Raw genomic sequence first — 20,658 nt, 5'->3', positions numbered from 1 at the left:
GGGCCTGAGCCGCATTGTACGTGATGCGGCCAAGGGCGGCGCAACAGCAGTGGGGTCTCCAGAAAGTGGGCCAGAGGCAACACTTCCAGAGGAGATCAGCGGAGATTGAAGGGCAACGGTCTCTGGAGATCCTTTTTGGGATCCCTGTGCTCTGGCTTGAATGTGCTCCAGCTCCGTCAACACGTTAGCCACCGATTGCGGGCGGGCGGCAGGATCTTTGGCCAGGCAACTGAGGATCAAGTCGGATAAACCGGCGGGCAGCGCGAACTTCAATCCCAGGTCTTCCAGAGGAATGGGGCGGCGCTTGTGGTGGGCCTGGTACCAGCCCGGGAAAGATTCGGTGGTGGGCTTGAGGGGCATCTGGCCAGACACCATCTGGTACAGCATGATCCCGAAGCTGTAGATGTCGGAACGGACGTCCAGAGGGGATCCCTCCAGTTGTTCTGGGGAAGAATAGGCCAGCGTTCCCAGGTAGGCATGGGTAAAGCTCAAAGATTCATGGCTATTGAGCAGCTTGGCAATGCCGAAATCCACCAGCTTCGCCAGTTCCCCAAAACTGTCATCGGCCACCACGATCACATTGGCCGGCTTCAAATCGCGGTGGATCACCTGTACCCTTTGCCCTTCCATGAGGATCCCCTCGTGGGCCGCCTTTAACCCCAGGCCAATTTGGCGGGCCAGCCGGAAAAAGCGCTCCAAAGGCAAAGCCCCCGCGGCCAGAATATCCTTGAGGGTCTTGCCGTTCAGGTATTCCATCACATAGAAGGGCACCTCATCGGGGGTAATACCATAGTCATTGACTTTGACAATGTGCAGGCTTTTTTGGCCCAAAGCCGCGCAGGCTTTCGCTTCCCGTTCAAAGCGCAGGCGGGTGCGCCGATCCATTGCCGGCTGGGAGAGCAGCTTGACGGCCACTTCCACCCCACCAAAGAGCAAATCTTGAGCCAAATAGACTCGCCCCATGCCCCCCTGTCCCAGCAGATGTACGAGTCGATAACGCTGAGCCAAGAGGCGACCCAAAAAGGGATCCGACGCAGTAAACATAGGGAATCGCGGCGGTACAGAGAACAGGTTTGCAAGAGTCTCGAAGGGATCCGGCAGGAGCGGGCTACCTCTACCATAAGCACTGGAGCCGTTATAGGCCATGCTCGCCGCCGTCAATCCAGTTGCCCTTGATGTCTTTGCCAATTGTTTACCACCCCGACTACAGTGCCCCCCTGCCGCCGGGCCATCGCTTTCCCATGCCGAAATTTCGCCTCTTGCAAGAGCTGCTGCTGCGGGAAGGGGTGATCCGCCCCCAGCAAGTGCACCACCCTGAGCTGCCCCCTCTCGCCTGGATTGAGTCGGTACATACCCCTGAGTACGTCAGGGCCTACTGTGAGGGATCCCTGGAAGCCAAATTGCAGCGGCGTATCGGCCTGCCCTGGAGCCCAGAGCTGGTACAGCGCACCTGTCGAGCGGTGGGCGGCACCATCCTGACTGCCCAATTGGCCCTGCGCCATGGCTTGGCCTGCAACACCGCCGGTGGCACCCACCATGCCTTCCCCGGCTACGGCTCTGGGTTTTGCATCTTCAACGACCTGGCCATTGCCGCCCAAGTCTTGCTGCAGCAAGGGCTAGTGCAAAGGCTCTTGATCGTGGATTTGGATGTCCACCAGGGAGACGGCACTGCTTGGATCTTTCGCTCCGAGCCGCGGGTGTTCACCTTTTCCATGCACTGCGAGGCCAATTTCCCCGCCACCAAGCAGCAGAGCGACCTGGACGTGGCCCTGCCGGTAGGCATGGAAGATGAAGCCTATCTCCAGACCTTGGCCGACCACTTGCCCGATCTGTTGGCTCAGGTGCGCCCCGATCTGGTGTTCTACGATGCCGGTGTGGATCCCCACGAAGAAGACCTCTTGGGCAAGCTGGCCCTCAGCGACCAGGGGCTGTTTCGGCGAGACATGCAGGTGCTGAATACTTGCCTAAAGCAGGGCTACCCCGTCGCCTGCGTCATCGGCGGCGGCTACGGCAAAGACCTCGACCGCCTTGTGTATCGCCACTCCCTGCTGCACCGAGCGGCCAGCGAAGTGTACCGCCAATACCGTCTCTAGCCGGGGGCAAACTAGGCGTATTCGGCAATCACCACCGTGATGTTGTCTCGCCCGCCCCGCTCTTTGGCCGCTTCGATGAGTTTTAGAGGAAGCTGCTCCAAATCTTCCACCTGCAGGCAGTACTCGATGATCACTTCGTCGTCTAACTCCTCCGTCAGGCCGTCGCTACACAACAGCAGGCGATCCCCCGGACGCACGGTAATCGGCTGCACAGAAGGCGGCCCCGCATCAGGCCGGCCCAGGCAGCGCTCGAGAATATGTCGCCAGGGGTGAATCCGGGCCTGCTCGTAGGTCAACTCCCCCAGTCGAATGGAGCGGGCCACCAAGGTGTGATCCTCTGTCATTTGCTGCATCTCGGATCCCCGTAGGCGATAGAGGCGAGAATCACCGATGTGAGCGCTCCAGCAGTTGTCATTGGGATCCACCATGGCCACCACCACCGTAGTGCCCATGTCTGCCCGTTCTGGATTCTCCCGCTGATCCTTGAGGATGGCACTGTTGGCCGCTTCTACGGCTTCGCTGAGCAACCGGGGCGCCGGCACGTTTTTCCAGCCTCGATCCAGATATTCCCGGATGGTCTCGACGGCCAACAGGCTGGCTGTAGCCCCAGCAGCATGTCCTCCCATACCATCGGCAACAATAAAGTAGCGTCCCTCCGGATCGCAGTAGTAGGCATCCTGATTGCTGCTGCGGAGCTTGCCGGGATCCGTAGCGCAGGCATATCGTCGCATCACATCAATCGCTCTGACCGATTCAACCTTAAGAGTACTCTGAGTAAAGCAAGAGCAGCGAGGGCAGCCAAAACCAAAGCGATAACCGTTAAGGTAGCATGTCCGGCCAAAAAGAGCTGAGTTGCGCTCAAAAAAAAGGCCGCAAACAACACCCCGTAAATGACTCCCAGCCCGGTGTTGTTCAGCTTGCGCAGCAAGCGCTCCGTCTCGCTGGATCGCACCCGCAGGCGCAGCTCCCCTTGTTCCAACTTGCTCAAGGTCAATTCGATCCGGCGGGGCAAACTGAGACTGCTGCTGGTGAACTCAGCCGCTTGACGGCCAACCTGGGCCAAGAGGGTCTCGGTCTCGCTTCCGTTCAAACTCATCAGCTCCTCCGCAAAGGGTTTGGCCACTTCCATAAAGTCGAACTCCGGATCCAGCCCCTTCCCCAGCCCCTCCAACGTGGTCAGGGCCCGCATCACAAAGGTGAAGGTAGCCGGAAAGCGAAACGGCTGATCGTAGGCCAGCTCGTAGAGGTCTTCGCTGATGGCCGCCACCGAGATTTCTCCTGAGTTGCCGGAAAAGGGTTTGTCCATAAAGTGATCCAGCATGTACTGCACCGAGCGGCGCACGGGAGCCAGATCGGCGGTGGGCACCAGCACCCCCAGTTCCACCAGCGAGGCCACCACCTGATCGGCATTTTTGGAGACCACACCTGCCAGCGTGCCCATCAGCTTTTCTTTCACATCGGAGGGCAGGCGGCCCATCATGCCGAAGTCGTAGAAGATCAGCGTGCCATCGGGCTTCACGGCAATGTTGCCGGGGTGGGGATCGGCGTGAAAAAAGCCATCCTTGAGCAGTTGCCGCAGATAAGCCTCTGCCCCCAGACGAGCCAAAACCTTGCGATCCAGCCCCGCCGCGCTCAGGGCTTCGTAATCGCTGATTTTGATCCCCGGCAGGTATTCCAACGTCAACAGGCGAGGAGAGGTGTAACGCCAATACACTTTGGGAACAGCAATTTGCGGCATATCCCGAAAGTTGCGACGGAAGGTATCGGCATTGCGGCCCTCATTGAGGTAATTCACCTCTTCCCAGAGGGTGCGCCGACACTCTTCATAGATGCCGATCCAGTCCCGGCTTGGCCCACCCCAAGGGGTGCGATACTGAAAGAACTCGGCGATCCCGCGGCAGATCTCCAGATCGATGGTGAACAAGCGGGTCAGCCCCGGACGCTGCACCTTCACCACCACCTCTTCCCCGGTTTTCAGCTTGGCGCGATGCACCTGCCCTAAGCTGGCAGCGGCCAAAGGGGTGGGATCAAAATAGCTGTAGATTTGGGTGATCGGCCTGCCCAGTTCCTGCTGCACGATTGCCGCCACCTGTTCGTAGCTGAAAGCAGGCACCCGATCCTGCAGCTTGGAGAGCTCCTCGACATATTCCGGGGGGAAGAGATCGGCGCGGGTGGAGAAAAACTGCCCCACTTTAATAAAAGTAGGGCCCAAGTTGAGCAGCGTCTCGCGGATCCAAACGGCTCTGGCACGGCGGCGCTTGGCCTTTCGCTCAGGCGTGGGTTGCCCCCCATAGCTCCAAGCCTGCTGATCCAGCCAAAGGTAAAACAGCCAGGTGAGCACAAATCGCCAAATGTCCAGCATGCGGCCCTGGCGAGTATAGTTCTCCCGGGCCCAGCGGTAGGCGGTATAGGGCTTGACGGGTTGTGATCCCAAAGAAGTCCGGGATCCCAAAAGGCTCGCGTTCAAGCGTTTCGACTCCGGTACTTCTGCAACTCGGAGCGCAACTGCGCCACTTCTGCCCGCAAGTCGTCCAGAGTTGCCTGCAGATCTTCTGTCTGGAAAGGAGGCGGCACCCTTTCCTGGGCGGCCACGGATGCTTCTGCCTCAGCTCGGGTCATGACATCCTGGGCAAAGGTTTGCCAGCTCTCCTGCAGCTCGGCCCACACCTTGCCCACTTCTCCGGCAATATCGGTGAGGGCGCTTTCCAAACGCTCCCGTAGGACATCCGCCACAGCCTTGCCGACAAAAAAAGCCCGCACAACCGGATTCTTCATGCGACCCAAGTGTTAAGAAGCATCACCAGGATTATAACGAATCTTGCCCCAGGCACAGCGGCAGGCCGACCCATCCGAACAGCCTCGGATCGATCGGCCCGGCAGAGCCCGCAAAGGGTTGTCCCCGGAAGCTTGCCCAGTCCTAGCGGCGGCTGGTGGTCATGTCCGGGATCTTCAGATCGAAGACGCTGATGTTTTGCCGTGCAGCCGGCTTGGGATTGAGCATGCGGGCCATGTTGAGGAAGTTTTCTGGATCCCCGGGTTTGGGAGGACGGGTGAGACGATAGGTGCGCACCACTTCCCGCGTCGAGCGCTTCACGCCGGAGACATCGCGCCAACGGGCTCCATAGCGGGGGGTCACCAGGTTGGCGGGCTTTTCCGACAGACGACGGCGCTGGTAGGGCACCACATCATCCCCAAAGGCAGCATTGTACTCTTCGCTATCCACCACGGCATCGATAAAGCCATCCAGCCCCTTGGTGGCAACGATGATGGAGTACTTGATGCGCTCCTGTTGGCTGTAGGTGGGCCGACCCAAGAAGCGCTGGAAGGTGACTTCAATAAAGCGGTAGTTGTCGTTGGGAACCATGACCAGATCCCGGTACACCTCCGACTTGCCCAGGCCGCGCACAAACTCTTTGACCGAGATTGCCCCGTTGCGCAATTGGGACTCCAGAGCTTTTTGCCGATAACTCTCCAGCATCAGATGCTCGCTGAAGATCTGGCGATAGGCAGCGCGAATGATGTTGTCGATACCTGTCGGGTCGTCAGGACGGTAGACGGGCGGGGTTTCGTCGCTGGGCACAAAGTAGCGAGGCACCCGCTCATTTTGGGTGGTGGGGCGATCGGCAAGCAACGGAAGAGACATAGGTGGTGCTCCTGAAAAAACGAGAAAAACCGAGAAAGACACACTAGAGCAGAGAAGCTAAGGCTCGGCAGCCAACTCCTGCCGGCTCATCTGGACGCGGAGAGGGATCAGAGGATCCGCATCTTCCAAGGCCATCTGGAGCGCAGCCTCGGCTGAGGGTCGCAGGGACTGTTCACCCTGGAGAGCCAAGTCCGTCAGGGATCCGACGGCGGCATAGCGGACTCCCCAATCGGCATCGGCAAGGCATTGCCGCAACAGGTGCAAGGCTCGCTCTTGATCGGGCAAGGGCCGCTTGGCAGCCACCCGTCCCAGCCCGCGGGTCGCCGCCCGCCGTACACTGGGGGCAAAGTCCGCCACAATGGCTTCTGCCAAAAAGGGGTAGGCATCCCCATGGCCAATGCGAGCCAAAGCCCGCACCGAATAGGCCCGCGCCCCGTAATCGAAACCGTCAATATGGCTCAGCAAGGGCTGCACCGCCGCCTCCCCAAAGCGCAGCACTTCCTCCAGGGCGGCTTCCCCCACTGCAGGGCGATTGAACCCAAAGGCGCGAATTAAGATGGGGATCCCTTCCACTTGGCCCAGAGCCCCCAGCGCCCTCACCACCCGCAGCAAGTCCTCAGGCGACGTGGCCTGCTCCAACTCTGCCGCCAGTTGAGCCACAGCAGTGGGAAGCGCTTGAGCAGCCGAGGTGGAGGACATAAGCAACGAGTAGTCAAAGGTACAGTTGAAGCATCTGAAATGATCTAAATCAAAGGCACTGAGCGCCCCAAAATCCTAAAAGAGCCTCTCCAGTTGCGGAAGGATCGCTGCCGCCACCTGAGCCGGCGGTACCCGCCCCAACTGAAGCGCCACATCGAACAGCCGCTTCAGAGCATTGATGCGCAGGTTGAGCGCTACGTCGGCTGTTGCCAACAGCGGTGCCCCCGCCACCCATCCCGATTCGGCCAGGTCGAACAAAGCGGCCTGTCGCAAGCTGGAGTTGGAGTGGGCCAGGAGCGCCACTAGGATTTGGGTCAGCTCCTCGGCTTGCGTAAAGCGGTAGAGCACCCAAGCCGCTGCCGAACGCACCCGTTCGGAGGGATGGCTCAAAAAGGGTCGGATTGCTGCCTCAGCCTCGGTGGCCTGAAGCTGGCCCAGTGCCTCGATAAGGGCTTCCCAGGGCTGATCCTGTTCGCGAGACTGCAACAGTGCCAGCAAGGGATCCACTGCTCGCTTGTCCCCCAATTGAGCCAAGGCATAGGCAGCCTCTTCCCGCACGTGGAAGTCAGTACAGGTGAGGGCCTCGATCAAACCGGGCACGGCCCGCAAGTCCCCGATTTGCCCCAGGGCCTTGGCAGCATTGCGGCGCAGAGGATAGCCCCCCAAGGCGGTGCGATCCCGTTCATCCTGCAACGCCAAAAGCAGTGGCTCTACCCCACGTGGATCCCGAACTGTGCCCAAGTACCAGGCGGCATAGTAGCGATCTTGCAAGTCATCCCCTTGCAGCCGGGCTATCGCCTGCTCCCAGCTAAGCTGCTGTGGCAGCACCGCCGTGTTGGATGCCATACGAACCGTTGCAGAGCTGTTCATGACACCTGGGCAACCTTGCCGGTAACTTCAGTTAGCCGTCGAGCATCCCTTACTCAGCAGCACCGTTGTCCTGAGCAGGAGAGGCATTGGCTCCCGACAAGGCAGTGACCTGCACGATTTTGCCACCCATCCGCAGAATGCGCTGCATCTCGGCAGACAACCGACTGTAGGGGACGGTGGCGCTCAGGGTGCTGCGGCGAACTTTGGCAGAGGTGGCCAGAGCATCGGGCGGGTTGAGCAGACCGGTGTACTCAACTCGGTAAACCCGGCTGCCGGCTTCTGTCAGGGCTTCAGGGCTGGTGGTGCTTTGACCAAACATCGCTTTCCCCAGGTATCTATGAGACTTCGTTTGGAAGACAGGCAAACTGACCAGCGAACAAGCCGTACCGGCTATTCTCGCGAACCAGCACGCTGCCGTTGGGCAATGCCTACAATCCAAAGGCTAACTACCCCAGACTGGAGAGCAGGCGACCAACCCAACCGGCTTAAGAGAAGCCAAGGCGCCAAACCAACCTGGAAACAGGTGGAATAGACCTCTTTGGAGCCGTCGCCTGCTCTGGAGAGACACACAATTGGAAGACAAAGAAAGAGATCGTCCACTCCCAACAAGCAGGGATCTCTGCCCTGGGATCCCCTAGCTGAGGGCGTTGATGGCGTAATCGAAGTAGATGGCAGCTTCGTTGGCCGCTTGGCCGCTCAGCATGCCCAGAGCGCGGCTCTTCATGTACTGCAGAGCCACGATGTACCAGCTCGGAGAGAGGTTAAAGGAGCGGTTCACTTCCCGCAGCCCGGCTACCAAGTATTCATCGAGGGGGCCGGTGCCACCCGCAACCAGGGAATAGGTGATGAAGCGGAGGTAGTAGCCGATGTCGCGGGCACACTTGGCCTGAAACACATCGCCGTGGCCCATTTCACCCGGCTGGGTCAAGTAAGGGAACCTCTTGAACACTTCCTGCACCGCTTCCCGCACCAGGGTTTGCTGATTGTTGGTTAGGACACGGGCCGCTTCCAGAGAAGCAGCAGCACGCTGGTAACGACCATTCACGGCCTGCAGCTCGCTGGCATTCAGAAAACGCCCTTGATTGTCAGCGGCAGCAATCGCTTCAGTGATGACGGTTTTCACCTTGCAACTCCTAAATTCATCAATTGTGTTGTTAACGAACATTCTGTAGGAAAGGCGGACTGGATCTCCACCTGCCTATCAGAAATGAAGGGATCTAACCGATCTAAAAAGGGACGACTAAGCCAGCTTCGACCCAAAGCTCAAACGATGGCGGCAGCAGCCTTATCGAAGTAGCTGGCCACTTCGCTTTGCAGCGCCGAGCAGTCCCCAGGAGTGATGCCCTTCGGATCCATGATCTTGGCCAGCGCTTCCTTCTTCATAGCAGCAATGGCATTGGCCACAGAAGTGGTGGGCACCCCCAGAGCAATGTAGGTTTCCCGCAGGCCGTTCAGGCAGCGATCTTCCAGCACAGAGCTATCCCCGGCCAAAGTGGCATAGGTGATGTAGCGCAAGATGATCTCCATGTCCCGTAGGCAGGCGGCCATGCGACGGTTGGTGTAGGCATTGCCACCGGGAGCGATCAGATCCGGCTCTTGAGCAAACAAAGACCGAGCTGCGTTGGTTACGATTTGGGCGGCGTTGCTGGTCATGCGGTTGACGGCATCCAGGCGCTTGTTGCCCTCTGCCACCAAAGCCGCCAGACGGTCAAAGTCTTGGTCACTTAAAAAGGCACCGCGTGCATCTGCCTGAGCGATCACCCGGGTAAAGGCGTCTTGCATGATGGATCTCCTTCTGGTCTTTCCAAAAAGCGATGAGCGACTGGCTGAACCTCCCAAAAGCCAAATCCCAAGCTTTTTTGCGGGATCCTCTTTGACCTCCAAAAACTGGGGATTCCGTGGCAGCAGGCTGCTCAAAACTACCCCCACCGAACCCCCCAATTTTTAGATAGGTCAAGAACCTCTGCGACTTTCAGACAGCCGAGCATCCAGCCTAATTTTATATCGCGGGAGGGATGAGTGTTTTGTGAAGATTTACAAACCCATCGATACCAAAATGTCTGCTTAGCCTGGGATCCCCCGACTGTGGGGCGCAGCAGGGGGGAAATGGGTCTACAGGCTGGCTTACGGAATGTAAACATTTGTTTTGAGATGGAAGCAGTCTGAGTGGGCACCTTCCTGAACAGAAGTTAACACTCTGGAGTGGTCACCTCTTGCAGGGCCGCTTTGAGGGCTCGACAAAAGTGAGCTATTTGTTGCAGTCCTTCTTCAGGCGTGGGGGCTTTGGCCAGCCGTTGCACAAATGCGCTGCCCACAATCGCCGCATCTGCTCCCCAGAGAGCGATCTGGCGGGCCTGGTCGGGAGTGGAGATGCCGAAGCCCACCCCAATCGGCAGGGGGGTTTGTTGGCGCAGTTGCTGCAGCAAAGCCGGGATCCGCTTTTCCAGGGTGGCCCGTTCGCCGGTAACGCCGGTGGTGCTGACCAAGTAGACAAAGCCACTGGACTGCTGGGCAATGCGGCGCATGCGCTCCGGGGGGCTGGTGGGGGCCACCAGCAGGATGAGGTCGATCTCTTCGGCCTGGGCTGCTTGTCGCAGGGATCCCGCCTCTTCCAGAGGCAAATCGGGGACGACCAAACCGGCACAGCCGGCCTGCCGCAGTTGATGCAGAAAGTTGGGGATGCCGAGCTGGTGGATGGGGTTGTAGTAGGTGAACAGGATCAGGGGGGCCTGCAGAGAGAGGCGGCGCAAGCCTTGTAGAATGGCGCCCAAAGTGACTCCCCGGCTGAGGGCGCGGGTGGCTGCTGCTTGGATCACCGGCCCATCCGCCAAGGGATCCGAGTAGGGTACCCCCAGCTCGATGAGATCGGCGCCACTCTGATCCAGAACCTGCAAAGCCTCAAAGGTGGTTTCCAAGTTGGGATCCCCAGCGGTGAGGTAGGGGATGAGGGCTTTTTCACCACGGCTGCGCAGCGCCTGAAAGCAGGCTGTGATCCGAGTGGGCATGGGATCCATCCGATCTGGGGAGATCGAGAGAGTTGAGAGCATCCCCCACTGTAGCGTCTGCCGGGATCCCTAGGGGAGAGGCACAAAATCGTAGCCGGTACCGGAGCGGTTGCCGGGCTCAACCCGCACCAGCACGTTGGGAGCGTTGCGGTCGCCGGAGGGCAAGAAGCGCACTTCTCCGGAAGCGCCGTCCGGCAAGCGGAAGTTCGGGTCGCCCAGGGCGGCGAGAACAGCGCTGCGGCTGGGGGATCCCTGCTGGATGGCTCGCAAAAAAGCCCGGGTGGCGTCGTAGGCCAGAGCGGTGCGCCAGCTCACCTGCCCTCCCCAGAGCTGGGCTGCCTTCTGGGCAAACTCGCGGTTGCGAGGCACCTGAGGATGCCAGGGTACCGCCACCACCAAGCCTTCTACCGCTGCTCCCCCGTCTTGCAACGTGGCGAGGCTGAAGAGCACATCGCCGCCCAGAAGAGCAAGGGGCTTACCAGCTACAGCGTTCTCGCGGGCTACGGCCAGCGCTTTTTCGGCTACGGAAGCCGTGGGAGCTAAAAAAGCTACCTGGGCTCCTTGGCCGACGGCCCTTTGCAGGCTGGCCTGGGGGTTGAAGTCCGACGCCGATAAGTCGAACTCCGCCAGCACGATGCCCCCTTCGCTGGTCAGGGTGGAGGCAAAGGCATCGCGCAAGCTGGAGCTGTAGGCGCTGTTGGGGTTGTAGAAGATGGCCACCCTTTGCAACCGCAACGTGTTGAGAGCATAACGGGCCAGTTGCGTGCCGGCCACTTGATCGGAGGGCACGGTGCGAAAAATGGCATCCCCCAGCATGCTGATGCGAGTGCTGGTGGAGGTGGAGGAGATCATCGCCAAGCCGGCAGGCTGATAAACCTCGGCTGCAGCCAGGGTGGCGTCGCTGGTGTTATGGCCGATCACGCCCAAGATCTCAGGCTGCGCCACCAGGGCTTTGGCCACCGCTGCTGCTCGCTCAGGGTTATCGCCATCGTCGGCAATCACTACCCGCAGCAGCCGTCCTCCGATTCCCCCCTGTTGGAAAAGCTCCTCCTGAGCTTGCGCCACCCCGCGCAGGGTCTCTTTGGCGCGGTTGGGGTTGCTGGAGATGGGCACCACCACCGCCAGGCTCAAGGGACTGCCCTGCTGCTGGGCACGGGCATTGTTCAAGAAAATGCGAGCTTCCGGGTCGTTGCGGTTGCTTTGCAGCCCCATCTCCAACACCGGGATGGCTGCGCTGAGGTTACCTTGGCGCAACAGCTCTGCAGCGGCAACGGCAGCGGGACTGCTATCGGCAAACAAGGTGCGCTCGCCGCTGGTCAGGAGCAGATCTTGTGCTCCACCCCCCAACCCTGGCAGCGATACTGGCGGTAGAGAAATGCCTTCCGGCCAGCGAACATAGCCCGCCCGCCAAGCACGATGACCGCCCCAGAGTAGCAATAGCCCCAAGGCAATGTAGACAATGGGTGGTGGAGACTTGGCAACCATATATCTCATGTTATAGAGAGAGAAAACGCTAGCTTTTGGCCAGCAAAGACACTGCTTGTATCCTCAGGAATCCTCAAAAGTCATCTTTCCAAGGATCTCTAAGGATCTCCGACTATGCATCAGCATGAGTGCGGGAGTATGTCACGGATCGGGACGGTAGGAAGGGCTGTTGCGGTATTGGCGCTCTAGCTGCTCCACAATGGAAATGGGAACGGATGAGGTCTCGGAGGGCTCTTCTGGCGAGGTGCCGATCTGCGTCTCGGTCTCCACATTGAACTGCCGAGATGTTGCCCAAACCACTGCTGCAATCAGCAAAAGGACGATAGCGGCACCGTAAAGAAAGGCGACGATGGCCATCGGGTCAATGGTTTAGCTTTCCCCTTCCATGATAAAGGCTGTCGAGAATCACCCACTTCGGGATCCCTTGGAGCAAGCGCTGTGGGACTGGCATCGGGGACAGGCCAAGGGATCCCTTCTCTTACATGCCTACAGCCTGGAGGGGATCCCGCTGGCGGAAGAGCCCCAGGTGGTCTCCCCAGAGGTGTTCTTCACCCAAGAGTTGCCGGAGGTGGAAGCCTTGGCCTTGGAACTCTGCCGCGGTCGGGTGCTAGACATCGGCGCCGGTACGGGCCGCCACAGCCTGCTGCTGCAGGAAGAAGGATTTGCCGTGGCCGCTTTGGATCGCTCCCCTGTGGCTTTGCAGATTATGGCAGAGCGGGGGGTGCGTTGCCGCATTGCCGCCGATCTTTTCCACTGGCCGGGGCCGGAGGATCCCTTCGATACGCTGCTGTTGCTGATGAATGGCGTCGGCTTGGTGGGATCCCCGTCGGGGTTAGAGCATTTTTTGCGCTTGGCCCGGCACTGGATCCAGCCCACGGGGCAGTTGCTCTTAGATTCCACCGATCTGAGCGATGCCGGCAACCCTGCGGATCTGGAGGATCTGCCGGCAGAAAGAGAATCAGAAAACTGGGAAAGCCCCTCTGGCAAGCTGACCGAGCCTGCCCACCTCGAAGCAGGTGGCTCAGAAGATTGGCAGGAAGGGAGCGAGGCAAAAGCCAAGGTAGTGAACTTTGTAGCCGAGTACAACGGCCAGCGGGGGGATCCCTTTCCCTGGCTATTTGTAGATCCGGAAACCCTGCTGCAGTGTGCCCACGCCAACGGCTGGCAGGGGCAGATTGTCTATCAAGAGCCGGAGGGGGCTTTTCTGGCACGCCTCACCCCCTTCTGAAGGACTCGCTAGTGGGAAAGGATCTGGGATAAAAACAGGCGGGAGCGCTCTTCTTTCGGATTGCTGAAAAACTCTTGGGGGGTGTTTTCCTCCACGATCTTGCCGCGGTCGAAGAAGATAATCCGATCCGCCACCTCGCGGGCAAAGCCCATCTCGTGGGTTACACACACCATGGTCATCCCCGAGCGGGCCAACTCCCGCATCACGTCCAGCACCTCCTTGATCATCTCTGGATCCAAGGCCGAGGTGGGCTCATCGAAGAGCATCACCGCCGGATTCATGGCCAAGGCGCGGGCAATCGCCACCCGCTGCTGCTGCCCCCCCGAGAGTTGCCCCGGGTATTTTTCTGCTTGCTCGGCGATCCCCACGCGGCTTAGCAGTTCCATAGCCCGCTCTATCGCCTCACTTTTTTTCATCTTTTTCACGTGGATTGGGCCAAGGGTTACATTTTGCAAAACCGTGAGATGGGGAAACAGGTTGAACTGTTGAAAAACCATGCCCACCTCGCGGCGAATGGCATCGATGTTGCGCAGGTCGCTGGTTAGCTCAATGCCATCTACCACAATGCGCCCTCTCTGGTGTTCTTCTAAGCGGTTCAACGTGCGAATAAACGTTGACTTGCCCGAACCTGAAGGCCCACAGACCACCACCACCTCTCCGCGGCGGATGCGGGTGGTAATGCCCTTGAGGACGTGGAAATCGCCGTACCATTTGTGAACATCTTCGCATTGGATAATGTCAGCGCTGGCTGCACTTTGCGGAGAGAGTGAAGACCTTATGTGCGGGGATCCTTGCATGGGTGGGTGACTCCCTAAGTTTCACCAAAGCAGGCATGGGTACCATGGCAGAACTGGCCGAGCCACAACCGTAGCCTCTGCAACATTTCCATACGCCCTGACATGTAAGGCTTTGAGAAAATCGTAGGCGCCTATGGCAAACCATTCTATGGGGTGTGGGGTGTGGCAGGAGTGTAACCCAATGGCACGGTATCTCGGTTGAAGTGCCGTGTATGAACGACTGTTGACGACGAAGATCTTGAGGATTGACATGGGGTAATTTTATGAACTGGATAAAGCATTTGAACGGATTGGCTCCCTTGGCCGGGGCACTGGCGTTGTCTATGGGCCTGCAGTCCCTTCCCGCTTGGGCGCAGCTGGGGCCGCTCACCGACCGCATCAAGGCTCGGGGCGAGTTGATCTGTGGGGTAAACAACCAACTGCCCGGATTCGGCAACCTGGATGACCAAGGCAAGTATGTGGGTTTTGATATCGACATCTGCCGGGCGGTAGCTGCCGCTCTCTTTGGAGATCCGGACAAGGTTCGATACGTCTACCTGACGGCGGCCAATCGCCAGTCTGCGATTCAGTCGGGCGAGGTCGATATGATTAGCCGCAACACCACCTGGACCCTCACCCGGGATCGCGAGTGGGCGGTGACCTTCGGCCCCACCACCTACTACGACGGCCAAGGATTTATGGTGCGGAAGTCGCTGGGGGTGGAAAAGCTGGAAGACCTGAACGGGGCCACCATCTGTGTGATTGCCGGCACCACCACCGAGCTGAACTTGGCGGATACCTTCCGCGCCCGTGGCATTGCCTTTACGCCAGTAACCTTCGACGGCGATGATTCCTCTTTCAACGCCTACGAAGAGGGCCGTTGCGATGCCATCACCAGCGACCAAAGCGCCCTCATCTCCCGCCGGGCCAGCTTGGCTTCTCCCGACGACCACGTGATCTTGCCGGAGGTGATCTCCAAAGAGCCCTTGGGGCCGCTGGTTCCCCACGGAGATGAGAGTTTCTCCGACATTATGAACTGGACGGTCTACGCCCTCTTCTATGCAGAAGAAAAGGGGATCACCAGCGCCAATGTGGACGAGTTCCTCAAGTCCGAGGATCCCGACATTCGCCGCTTCTTGGGCCAGGAAGGCAACCTGGGAGAGCTGCTGGGCCTGAAGCCGGATTGGGTGGTCAATGTCATCAAGGCGGTGGGCAACTACGGCGAGATCTTCGACCGCCACCTGACCCCCTTGGGCGTGCCGCGGGGCTTGAACCAGCCCTACACCAAAGGCGGGATCCAGTACGCGCCGCCTTTCCGCTGATCGGCTGATTCGGAATCCGGGCCTAGGGATCCCGGTTGGTCAGTACCGGCCAGGGATCCCCTATTCTCTGCTGTGCTCTGAATTTTTGCTTGCCCCGCATGACTTCTCTGTCCGACCAGTCCCACCTTCGCCCCCCCTGGTGGCGGAATGAGCGCATCCTAAAAGTTCTGCTGCAGGTGGCCTTTGTCGTGGCCGTGCTGCTGGTGTTCGGGATCCTCGCCCAAAATCTCCTCGCCAGCATGCGTCGCCTGGGCATCAGCTTGGGATTCCGCTTTTTGGGCAACTCTGCCAACTTCGGCATCACCGAAGGGCTTATCCCCTACGACCCTTCCGAGAGCTACCTGAAGGCGCTGGTGGTGGGGGCGGTGAACACCCTCTGGCTGTCCGCGGTCAGCATTGTGTTGGCGACGGCGATGGGCTTTGTCTTGGGGATCGCCCGCCTCTCCAGCAACTGGCTGGCCCGCCAATTGGCTACCGTCATCACCGAGATCTTTCGCAATGTCCCGGTGCTGCTGATCGTGATCTTCTGGTACCAGGGGGTGATCCTCACCCTGCCGGGGGTGCGCAACAGTCTCTCCATCGGCGGGCTTGTCTTTATCAACCAGCGGGGAGTGAAGCTGCCCGGGTTGGATCCCAGCGGCTGGCTGGTTCCCGCGCTGGCCATTGTAATCGCGGCTGGGTGGGGGATCCGCAAGCTGCTCCTGGCCCGTCGCCCCGAGCTGGGATCCCTGCAGCGGAACCTGTGGGTGGCTGCGGGGGTGGCGCTGCTGGCGGTGGCCTGCTGGGTGCTCTTCCCAGAGCCGCCGGTGCGGCTGGATGTCCCGGTACTGGAGCGCTTTAACTTCCGGGGTGGGATCCAGCTTTCGGCGGAGTTTACCGCCATGATGCTGGGCTTGGTGACCTACACCGGCTGCTACATTGCCGAAGTGGTGCGGGGATCCTTTTTGGCGGTGCCGCGGGGGCAGTGGGAGGCAGCCCGGGCCGTCGGCCTGTCGGAGCTGCAAACCTTTCGCTTGGTGATTGTGCCCCAGGCCCTGCGGATCATGATCCCCTCCTTGAACACTCAGTATCTCACCCTGATCAAAAACTCCAGCTTGGCCATTGCCGTTGGCTTTTCCGATCTGTTCAACATCAGCAGCACCATCATCAATCAGTCGGGACGCTCGGTGGAGATGTTCGCCATCCTCATGGCCACCTATCTGACCTTCAACCTGGTGGTTTCCTACGGCATGAACTGGCTCAATGCCCGCGTCAAATTGGTGGAGCGCTAACCCATGCCCAGCAGTCTCTCCTCCCCCCTTGTAGAAGAAAAGGTACTCCCCCCCAGGGAGAAACAAAGTCCTCTGGCTTGGGTGCGCCGCAACCTGTTCGACTCCTGGCTGAGCACCTTGCTCACCTTGGTCTCTGCCTTGGTGTTGGCCTGGGCAATTTCCCTGTTCTGGAACTGGGCGTTCACCCAAGCCCGCTGGGAAGTGATCCCGGCCAACCTGAAAATCTTTGCCAGCGGCACCTACCCCAGCAGCCAACTGTGGCGGGTGTGGGCGGTGTTGGGAATTGTGCTGGCCACCTTGGGGGTAGCGGGGGGGGCTTGGGGCGGTGTGCTGCTGCACTACCTCATTCTCTTGGGAGCTGCTATGGGCTTGGCCGCTTTCCTGCCTTTGGGAACCCAGTCGCAGGGGTGGCTGGCGGTTTGCTCTGGCGTCACTTTTGCCGCTATTGCCCTCAGTCGGGGACGGGAATCCTGGCGGCTGGCTTCCATCTGGGTTTGGGCCCTGATCTTGCCCCTCTGTCTGCAGCTGCTGCTGGGCGACCTGGGCCCCAATTGGCCGGCAGTGCGAACCGAGCAACTGTCTGGACTGCTGCTGACCTTGATCTTGGCGGCAGCCGCCATGATCATCGGCTTCCCCATTGGGGTGTTGCTGGCGTTGGGCCGGGCCAATCGGGCGTTGCCGGTAATCCGGATCTTCTGCACGCTGGTGATCGAGCTGGTGCGGGGGGTGCCCCTGACCACCATTCTGTTTGCCGCCTGGCTGTTGGTGCCCTTCTTTCTGGGGGGGATCAGCGTCAACCTGATCATCAGGGCGGAGGTGGCCTTCATCTTGTTTACAGCCGTGTACGTGGCCGAGGACGTGCGGGGCGGCCTGCAGTCAATCCCGCTGGGCCAGCTGGAGGCGGCACGGGCGCTGGGCTTGAACCCCTTTCAAGTGACCGCTTTGGTGATTTTGCCCCAGGCGTTGCGGGCAGCTGTTCCGGCGCTGGTGAACGAGTTCCTCACCCTCTTCAAAGACACGTCACTGGTGTTCATTGTCGGCCTCATCGACCTGCTGCAGGCGGGGCGGGTGGTGTTCACTAACCCCAACTGGCTGGGCACCCAGCGGGAAGTGCTGTTTTTTATCGGCCTGATCTACTTTATCTGCTGCTTTGCCATGGCTTACGCCGCCCAGCAGGTGGAAAAGGCGCTGGGCTTGGGCAAGCGCTAAAAACTGCAACCGCTCCCCTTCCCAGTTTCATCTGCTCAGGCCCCGGGATCCCCTTAACAGGCCAGGGCTACATCCCCCTATAGCGGCTCGACAAGTGCTTTTCCCTGGAGAGGGGGCAGCGCTAAGATAGCGGGGAACGTCTCGTTACACCTTGGCCCATGACCCTTGCCTCTGAGACCGAATCCCCGGAGCAAGCCGCGGCGGCCCCTGAGTCTGGTCGGGTGCGGGATCCGGAGTTTCCCTACGAGGTCGAGATGACCTTGATGGAGCACTTGGAAGAGCTGCGCAGCCGCCTGTTGGCCAGCGTGATCGCGGTGGTGATCTGCATCATCGCTTGCTTTGCCGTGGTGAACCGCATTGTCGCCCTGCTGGAGGTGCCCGCTCGGGGGGTTACCTTTTTGCAACTGGCGCCGGGGGAGTATTTTTTCGTTTCTGTGAAGGTGGCGGCCTACTCGGGGCTATTGCTGGCCACACCCTTTTTGCTCTACCAAATTGCCCGCTTCGTCTTGCCGGGGCTGAGCGTGAAGGAGCGCAAGCTGCTGGGGCCGGTGGTGCTGGGATCCAGCCTTCTCTTTGTGGCCGGCTTGGTCTTTGCCTACTATCTCCTCATTCCGGCGGCGCTTAACTTTTTCATCCGCTACGGCGAAGGGGTGGTGGATCAGGCTTGGTCCATCGACCGCTACTTTGAGTTTGTGCTGCTGCTGCTGTTCAGCACCGGCCTGGCCTTTCAGGTGCCGATTTTGCAGGCGCTGCTGGGGGCGCTGGGGCTGGTGACTGCCGAGCAGATGTTCAAGGGCTGGCGCTATGTGGTTCTGGGCGCGGTGGTGGCGGGGGCCATTCTCACCCCCTCGACGGATCCCCTCACCCAGAGCCTTTTGGCCGGGGCTGTGACGTTTCTATATTTGTTTGGCATTCTGCTGGTGAAGCTCCTTGGCAAATGAGCCGAAGCTGCATGCGCTGATCTTGGCGGCTGGGTTTTCCACGCGGATGGGAGAGCCGAAAGCCTTTCTGCCCTGGAAAGACGGGCAAACCCTGCTCTCTTACCAGATTTTTCAGTGGCGACAGGCGGGGTTTCAACCCTGGGTGGTGCTGGGATCCCAGCATTTGGCGGCAGCCCAACCCCACTTGGCAGGGGCAGAGGTGCTGGTCAATCCGGCTCCTGAGCTGGGCAAGACCCACTCCATTCGGGTAGGGGTGGAAGGGATCCCTGCCGATTTTCAGGTGCTGGCCATTTCGGCGGTGGATCAGCCCCGCCCGGCGTGGATCTACCACAGCTTGCTGGAGTACCATCTGCGCCACCGCGCTTGGGCTACTGTGCCGGTGCATCGAGGACGACGGGGGCACCCTACCCTGATCGACAGGCGCTTGCGGGAAAAGCTGTTGGATCTCCGAGAAGAAACCCTGGGCCTGCGCCGGTTGTTGCAGGATCTGGGCAGGCGGGTACAGGAGGTGGAGCTCTACACTCCTGAGATCTTCCTGGACTGCAATACCCCTGCCGATGTGGAGGCCGCTGCTGCCGGTTGCGACAGCGTTGCCCAGGAGTGAGGGGATCCCCTTCAGCATTTGTCCTGCGACCGGTCGCCTCAGCGGTACCGAGCACTTCGGCGTTGCCCAGCAAGATGTTCTTCCCATTGCTCGTATGAGAAAGGGCCTTTATCCTGCCAGCACCTACGATCCTGCCTGCCCGGTCGGCAGCTACTGGGACAGCACGATAGCAGATCCCGGTTGGCGGCATCCGGCACCTTTGCAAGCGCAGGTGGGCGCGGAGGTGGTCATTGTGGGGGGAGGATTGACGGGGCTATCGACGGCCTTGCACCTGGCCCGCGACCACGGCATCCATGCTTGTCTGCTGGAGGCGGGATCCCTGGGTTGGGGGGCCTCGGGACGCAACGGTGGCTTTTGCGGGGTGGGGTCGAGCCACCTTACCCACACCCAGATGGTGCGGCGGGTGGGCCTGGCAGAGACAGAGCGCTACTACCGGGATCAATGGCAGGCAGTGGAAACCGTTCAGGAGCTGGCGGCCAGCGAGGGCTTCTCCCTAGAGGCTCAGGGACAGGGCTGCTATGCAGTGGCCCATCGTCCACAGGCATGGTCGGAGTTAGAGGCCGAGTACCAGATCTGTACTCAGGTGGCGGGCTACCCGGCCCAGCTTCTCAACTCCAAAGAGCTGCGGGAACGCGGCTTCGACAGCCAAGAGAACCACGGTGCTTTGCACATCGGGGTGGGGTTTGGCCTCAACCCCCTCAAGCTCACCCAAGGGCTGGCCCAAGCAGCCCACCGGTGGGGGGCAAAACTGTACAGCGGCAGTCCGGTCATGGCCTGGGAAAAGGTGGGATCCCAACACATCTGTCACACGCCGGGAGGAACGGTGCGCGCTCGGCACTTGGTCATTGCCACCAATGGCTACACCCCAGAGGCCCTGTATCCCCAACTGGCGGGATCCCTGTTGCCGGCACTGTCCAACATCCTGGTCACCCGACCTCTAACGCCTCAGGAGCAGAAAGCGCAGGGGTGGTGGGATCCGACGCCGCTCTACGACATGCGGCGGCTGCTGTTCTATTACCGTCTGCTGCCGGATGGGCGTCTGCTGTTTGGGGGACGGGGTGGCACCCGCGATACCCCGACGGAGCGACAGCAGTTGCGCACTTGGATGACCCGACAGCTCTATCGTCTTTTCCCTGCTTGGGAAGGGGTGGAGATCGAGTACGCCTGGAATGGACTGGTCTGCCTTTCTCGGCAGTTTCACCCCCATATTGGCCCTTCGCCGGCGGATCCCAGCCTGTGGTACGGCTTGGCCTATCACGGCAGCGGTGTGGCCACAGCAGTGTGGGCGGGCAAAATGCTGGCCCAGGAGATCGCCGGGATCCCTTCTCAGATGAGCGCTCTGTTTCGCCAGCCGCCCCGCTCTTTCCCTTTGCCCTGGCTACGGCTTCACTACCTGCGGCTGGGGTATCTCTGGTGGCAGTTGACGGATGGATAGCCTCTCCAAGTGTGCGGGGGATCCCTCTGTTCGGCAGAGAAGTCCTGCCCTAGTCTGGTTGTAGTTCGGGTGGAAAC

Annotated in this window: 22 protein-coding genes; 8 read left to right on the top strand and 14 right to left on the bottom strand. The window is 60.1% G+C overall.

Translation table 11 applies throughout. From position 1 onward, the window contains the following. Positions 1 to 1,044 (bottom strand): serine/threonine-protein kinase (locus tag NW838_RS04425; protein WP_414427563.1); only part of this gene is annotated, 1,044 nt, incomplete at its 3' end. A 131-nt stretch (positions 1,045 to 1,175) separates the two neighbouring features. Between NW838_RS04425 and NW838_RS04420 the strand changes: the two genes are divergently transcribed. After that, positions 1,176 to 2,093 (top strand): histone deacetylase, encoded by a 918-nt coding sequence (locus NW838_RS04420; RefSeq protein ID WP_414427562.1) that lies wholly within the window; start codon positions 1,176 to 1,178, stop codon positions 2,091 to 2,093. Between the two features lie 11 nt (positions 2,094 to 2,104). Here NW838_RS04420 and NW838_RS04415 read toward each other — a convergent pair whose 3' ends face one another. The 12 genes from NW838_RS04415 to NW838_RS04360 form a co-directional block, all read right to left on the bottom strand. After that, entirely contained in the window at positions 2,105 to 2,824 is a 720-nt protein-coding gene (locus NW838_RS04415) for a PP2C family protein-serine/threonine phosphatase (protein ID WP_414356370.1), read from the bottom strand. After that, the gene (locus tag NW838_RS04410; protein ID WP_414356372.1) at positions 2,824 to 4,560 is read right to left on the bottom strand and encodes an ABC1 kinase family protein; all 1,737 of its coding nucleotides are present in this window, start codon (positions 4,558 to 4,560) and stop codon (positions 2,824 to 2,826) included. The genes NW838_RS04415 and NW838_RS04410 overlap by 1 nt, the downstream gene beginning before the upstream one ends. Next, a complete protein-coding gene (locus NW838_RS04405) occupies positions 4,557 to 4,868 on the bottom strand; it encodes a DUF6825 family protein (protein WP_414356373.1) in 312 nt (103 codons plus the stop codon). The genes NW838_RS04410 and NW838_RS04405 overlap by 4 nt, the downstream gene beginning before the upstream one ends. A 142-nt stretch (positions 4,869 to 5,010) precedes the next feature. Next, entirely contained in the window at positions 5,011 to 5,736 is a 726-nt protein-coding gene (locus NW838_RS04400) for a phycobilisome rod-core linker polypeptide (RefSeq protein WP_011432578.1), read from the bottom strand. Positions 5,737 to 5,793: 57 nt separating this feature from the next. Beyond that, on the bottom strand, positions 5,794 to 6,435 hold the full coding sequence (locus tag NW838_RS04395; protein WP_414427561.1) for a HEAT repeat domain-containing protein: 642 nt from the start codon (positions 6,433 to 6,435) through the stop codon (positions 5,794 to 5,796). A gap of 75 nt (positions 6,436 to 6,510) precedes the next feature. After that, the gene (locus NW838_RS04390; protein WP_414356375.1) at positions 6,511 to 7,281 is read right to left on the bottom strand and encodes a HEAT repeat domain-containing protein; all 771 of its coding nucleotides are present in this window, start codon (positions 7,279 to 7,281) and stop codon (positions 6,511 to 6,513) included. Positions 7,282 to 7,354: 73 nt separating this feature from the next. Beyond that, positions 7,355 to 7,624 (bottom strand): phycobilisome linker polypeptide, encoded by a 270-nt coding sequence (locus NW838_RS04385; protein ID WP_414349914.1) that lies wholly within the window; start codon positions 7,622 to 7,624, stop codon positions 7,355 to 7,357. A gap of 315 nt (positions 7,625 to 7,939) precedes the next feature. Further along, complete coding sequence (locus NW838_RS04380; protein WP_011432574.1) at positions 7,940 to 8,428, bottom strand: phycocyanin subunit alpha; 489 nt, start codon at positions 8,426 to 8,428, stop codon at positions 7,940 to 7,942. Positions 8,429 to 8,568: 140 nt separating this feature from the next. Continuing rightward, a complete protein-coding gene (locus NW838_RS04375; protein ID WP_414343171.1) occupies positions 8,569 to 9,090 on the bottom strand; it encodes a phycocyanin subunit beta in 522 nt (173 codons plus the stop codon). 404 nt (positions 9,091 to 9,494) lie between these two features. Further along, a complete protein-coding gene (trpA, locus tag NW838_RS04370) occupies positions 9,495 to 10,310 on the bottom strand; it encodes a tryptophan synthase subunit alpha (protein ID WP_414427560.1) in 816 nt (271 codons plus the stop codon). 69 nt (positions 10,311 to 10,379) lie between these two features. Next, the gene (locus NW838_RS04365) at positions 10,380 to 11,795 is read right to left on the bottom strand and encodes an ABC transporter substrate-binding protein (RefSeq protein ID WP_414427559.1); all 1,416 of its coding nucleotides are present in this window, start codon (positions 11,793 to 11,795) and stop codon (positions 10,380 to 10,382) included. A 141-nt stretch (positions 11,796 to 11,936) separates the two neighbouring features. Then, positions 11,937 to 12,152: a hypothetical protein gene (locus tag NW838_RS04360; RefSeq protein WP_011430147.1), complete on the bottom strand. Its 216-nt coding sequence runs from the start codon at positions 12,150 to 12,152 to the stop codon at positions 11,937 to 11,939. 28 nt (positions 12,153 to 12,180) lie between these two features. Between NW838_RS04360 and NW838_RS04355 the strand changes: the two genes are divergently transcribed. Then, complete coding sequence (locus NW838_RS04355) at positions 12,181 to 13,023, top strand: class I SAM-dependent methyltransferase (protein ID WP_414356380.1); 843 nt, start codon at positions 12,181 to 12,183, stop codon at positions 13,021 to 13,023. An 8-nt stretch (positions 13,024 to 13,031) separates the two neighbouring features. Here NW838_RS04355 and NW838_RS04350 read toward each other — a convergent pair whose 3' ends face one another. Continuing rightward, positions 13,032 to 13,820: an amino acid ABC transporter ATP-binding protein gene (locus NW838_RS04350; protein ID WP_011432567.1), complete on the bottom strand. Its 789-nt coding sequence runs from the start codon at positions 13,818 to 13,820 to the stop codon at positions 13,032 to 13,034. 281 nt (positions 13,821 to 14,101) lie between these two features. Between NW838_RS04350 and NW838_RS04345 the strand changes: the two genes are divergently transcribed. From NW838_RS04345 to NW838_RS04320, 6 genes are all read left to right on the top strand, one after another. After that, positions 14,102 to 15,121, top strand: coding sequence for an amino acid ABC transporter substrate-binding protein (locus NW838_RS04345; protein ID WP_414356383.1), 1,020 nt, complete (start codon positions 14,102 to 14,104; stop codon positions 15,119 to 15,121). Between the two features lie 35 nt (positions 15,122 to 15,156). Further along, on the top strand, positions 15,157 to 16,392 hold the full coding sequence (locus NW838_RS04340; RefSeq protein ID WP_414356384.1) for an amino acid ABC transporter permease: 1,236 nt from the start codon (positions 15,157 to 15,159) through the stop codon (positions 16,390 to 16,392). Positions 16,393 to 16,395: 3 nt separating this feature from the next. After that, a complete protein-coding gene (locus tag NW838_RS04335) occupies positions 16,396 to 17,601 on the top strand; it encodes an amino acid ABC transporter permease (RefSeq protein ID WP_414356386.1) in 1,206 nt (401 codons plus the stop codon). Between the two features lie 254 nt (positions 17,602 to 17,855). Further along, positions 17,856 to 18,542, top strand: a complete 687-nt coding sequence (tatC, locus tag NW838_RS04330; protein WP_414356410.1) for a twin-arginine translocase subunit TatC — start codon at positions 17,856 to 17,858, stop codon at positions 18,540 to 18,542. Then, a complete protein-coding gene (locus tag NW838_RS04325; protein ID WP_414356388.1) occupies positions 18,532 to 19,146 on the top strand; it encodes a nucleotidyltransferase family protein in 615 nt (204 codons plus the stop codon). The genes tatC and NW838_RS04325 overlap by 11 nt, the downstream gene beginning before the upstream one ends. After that, a complete protein-coding gene (locus NW838_RS04320) occupies positions 19,100 to 20,581 on the top strand; it encodes an NAD(P)/FAD-dependent oxidoreductase (protein ID WP_414373180.1) in 1,482 nt (493 codons plus the stop codon). Before NW838_RS04325 ends, NW838_RS04320 begins: the two co-directional genes overlap by 47 nt. Positions 20,582 to 20,658 lie beyond the last annotated feature (77 nt).

Source organism: Synechococcus sp. R55.2 (genome assembly GCF_047462075.1).
In the GTDB taxonomy this organism is placed as follows: Bacteria; Cyanobacteriota; Cyanobacteriia; order Thermostichales; family Thermostichaceae; genus Thermostichus.
Note: the sequence above shows the minus strand (reverse complement) of the source record. Positions and strands in the feature narration are given on the sequence as shown.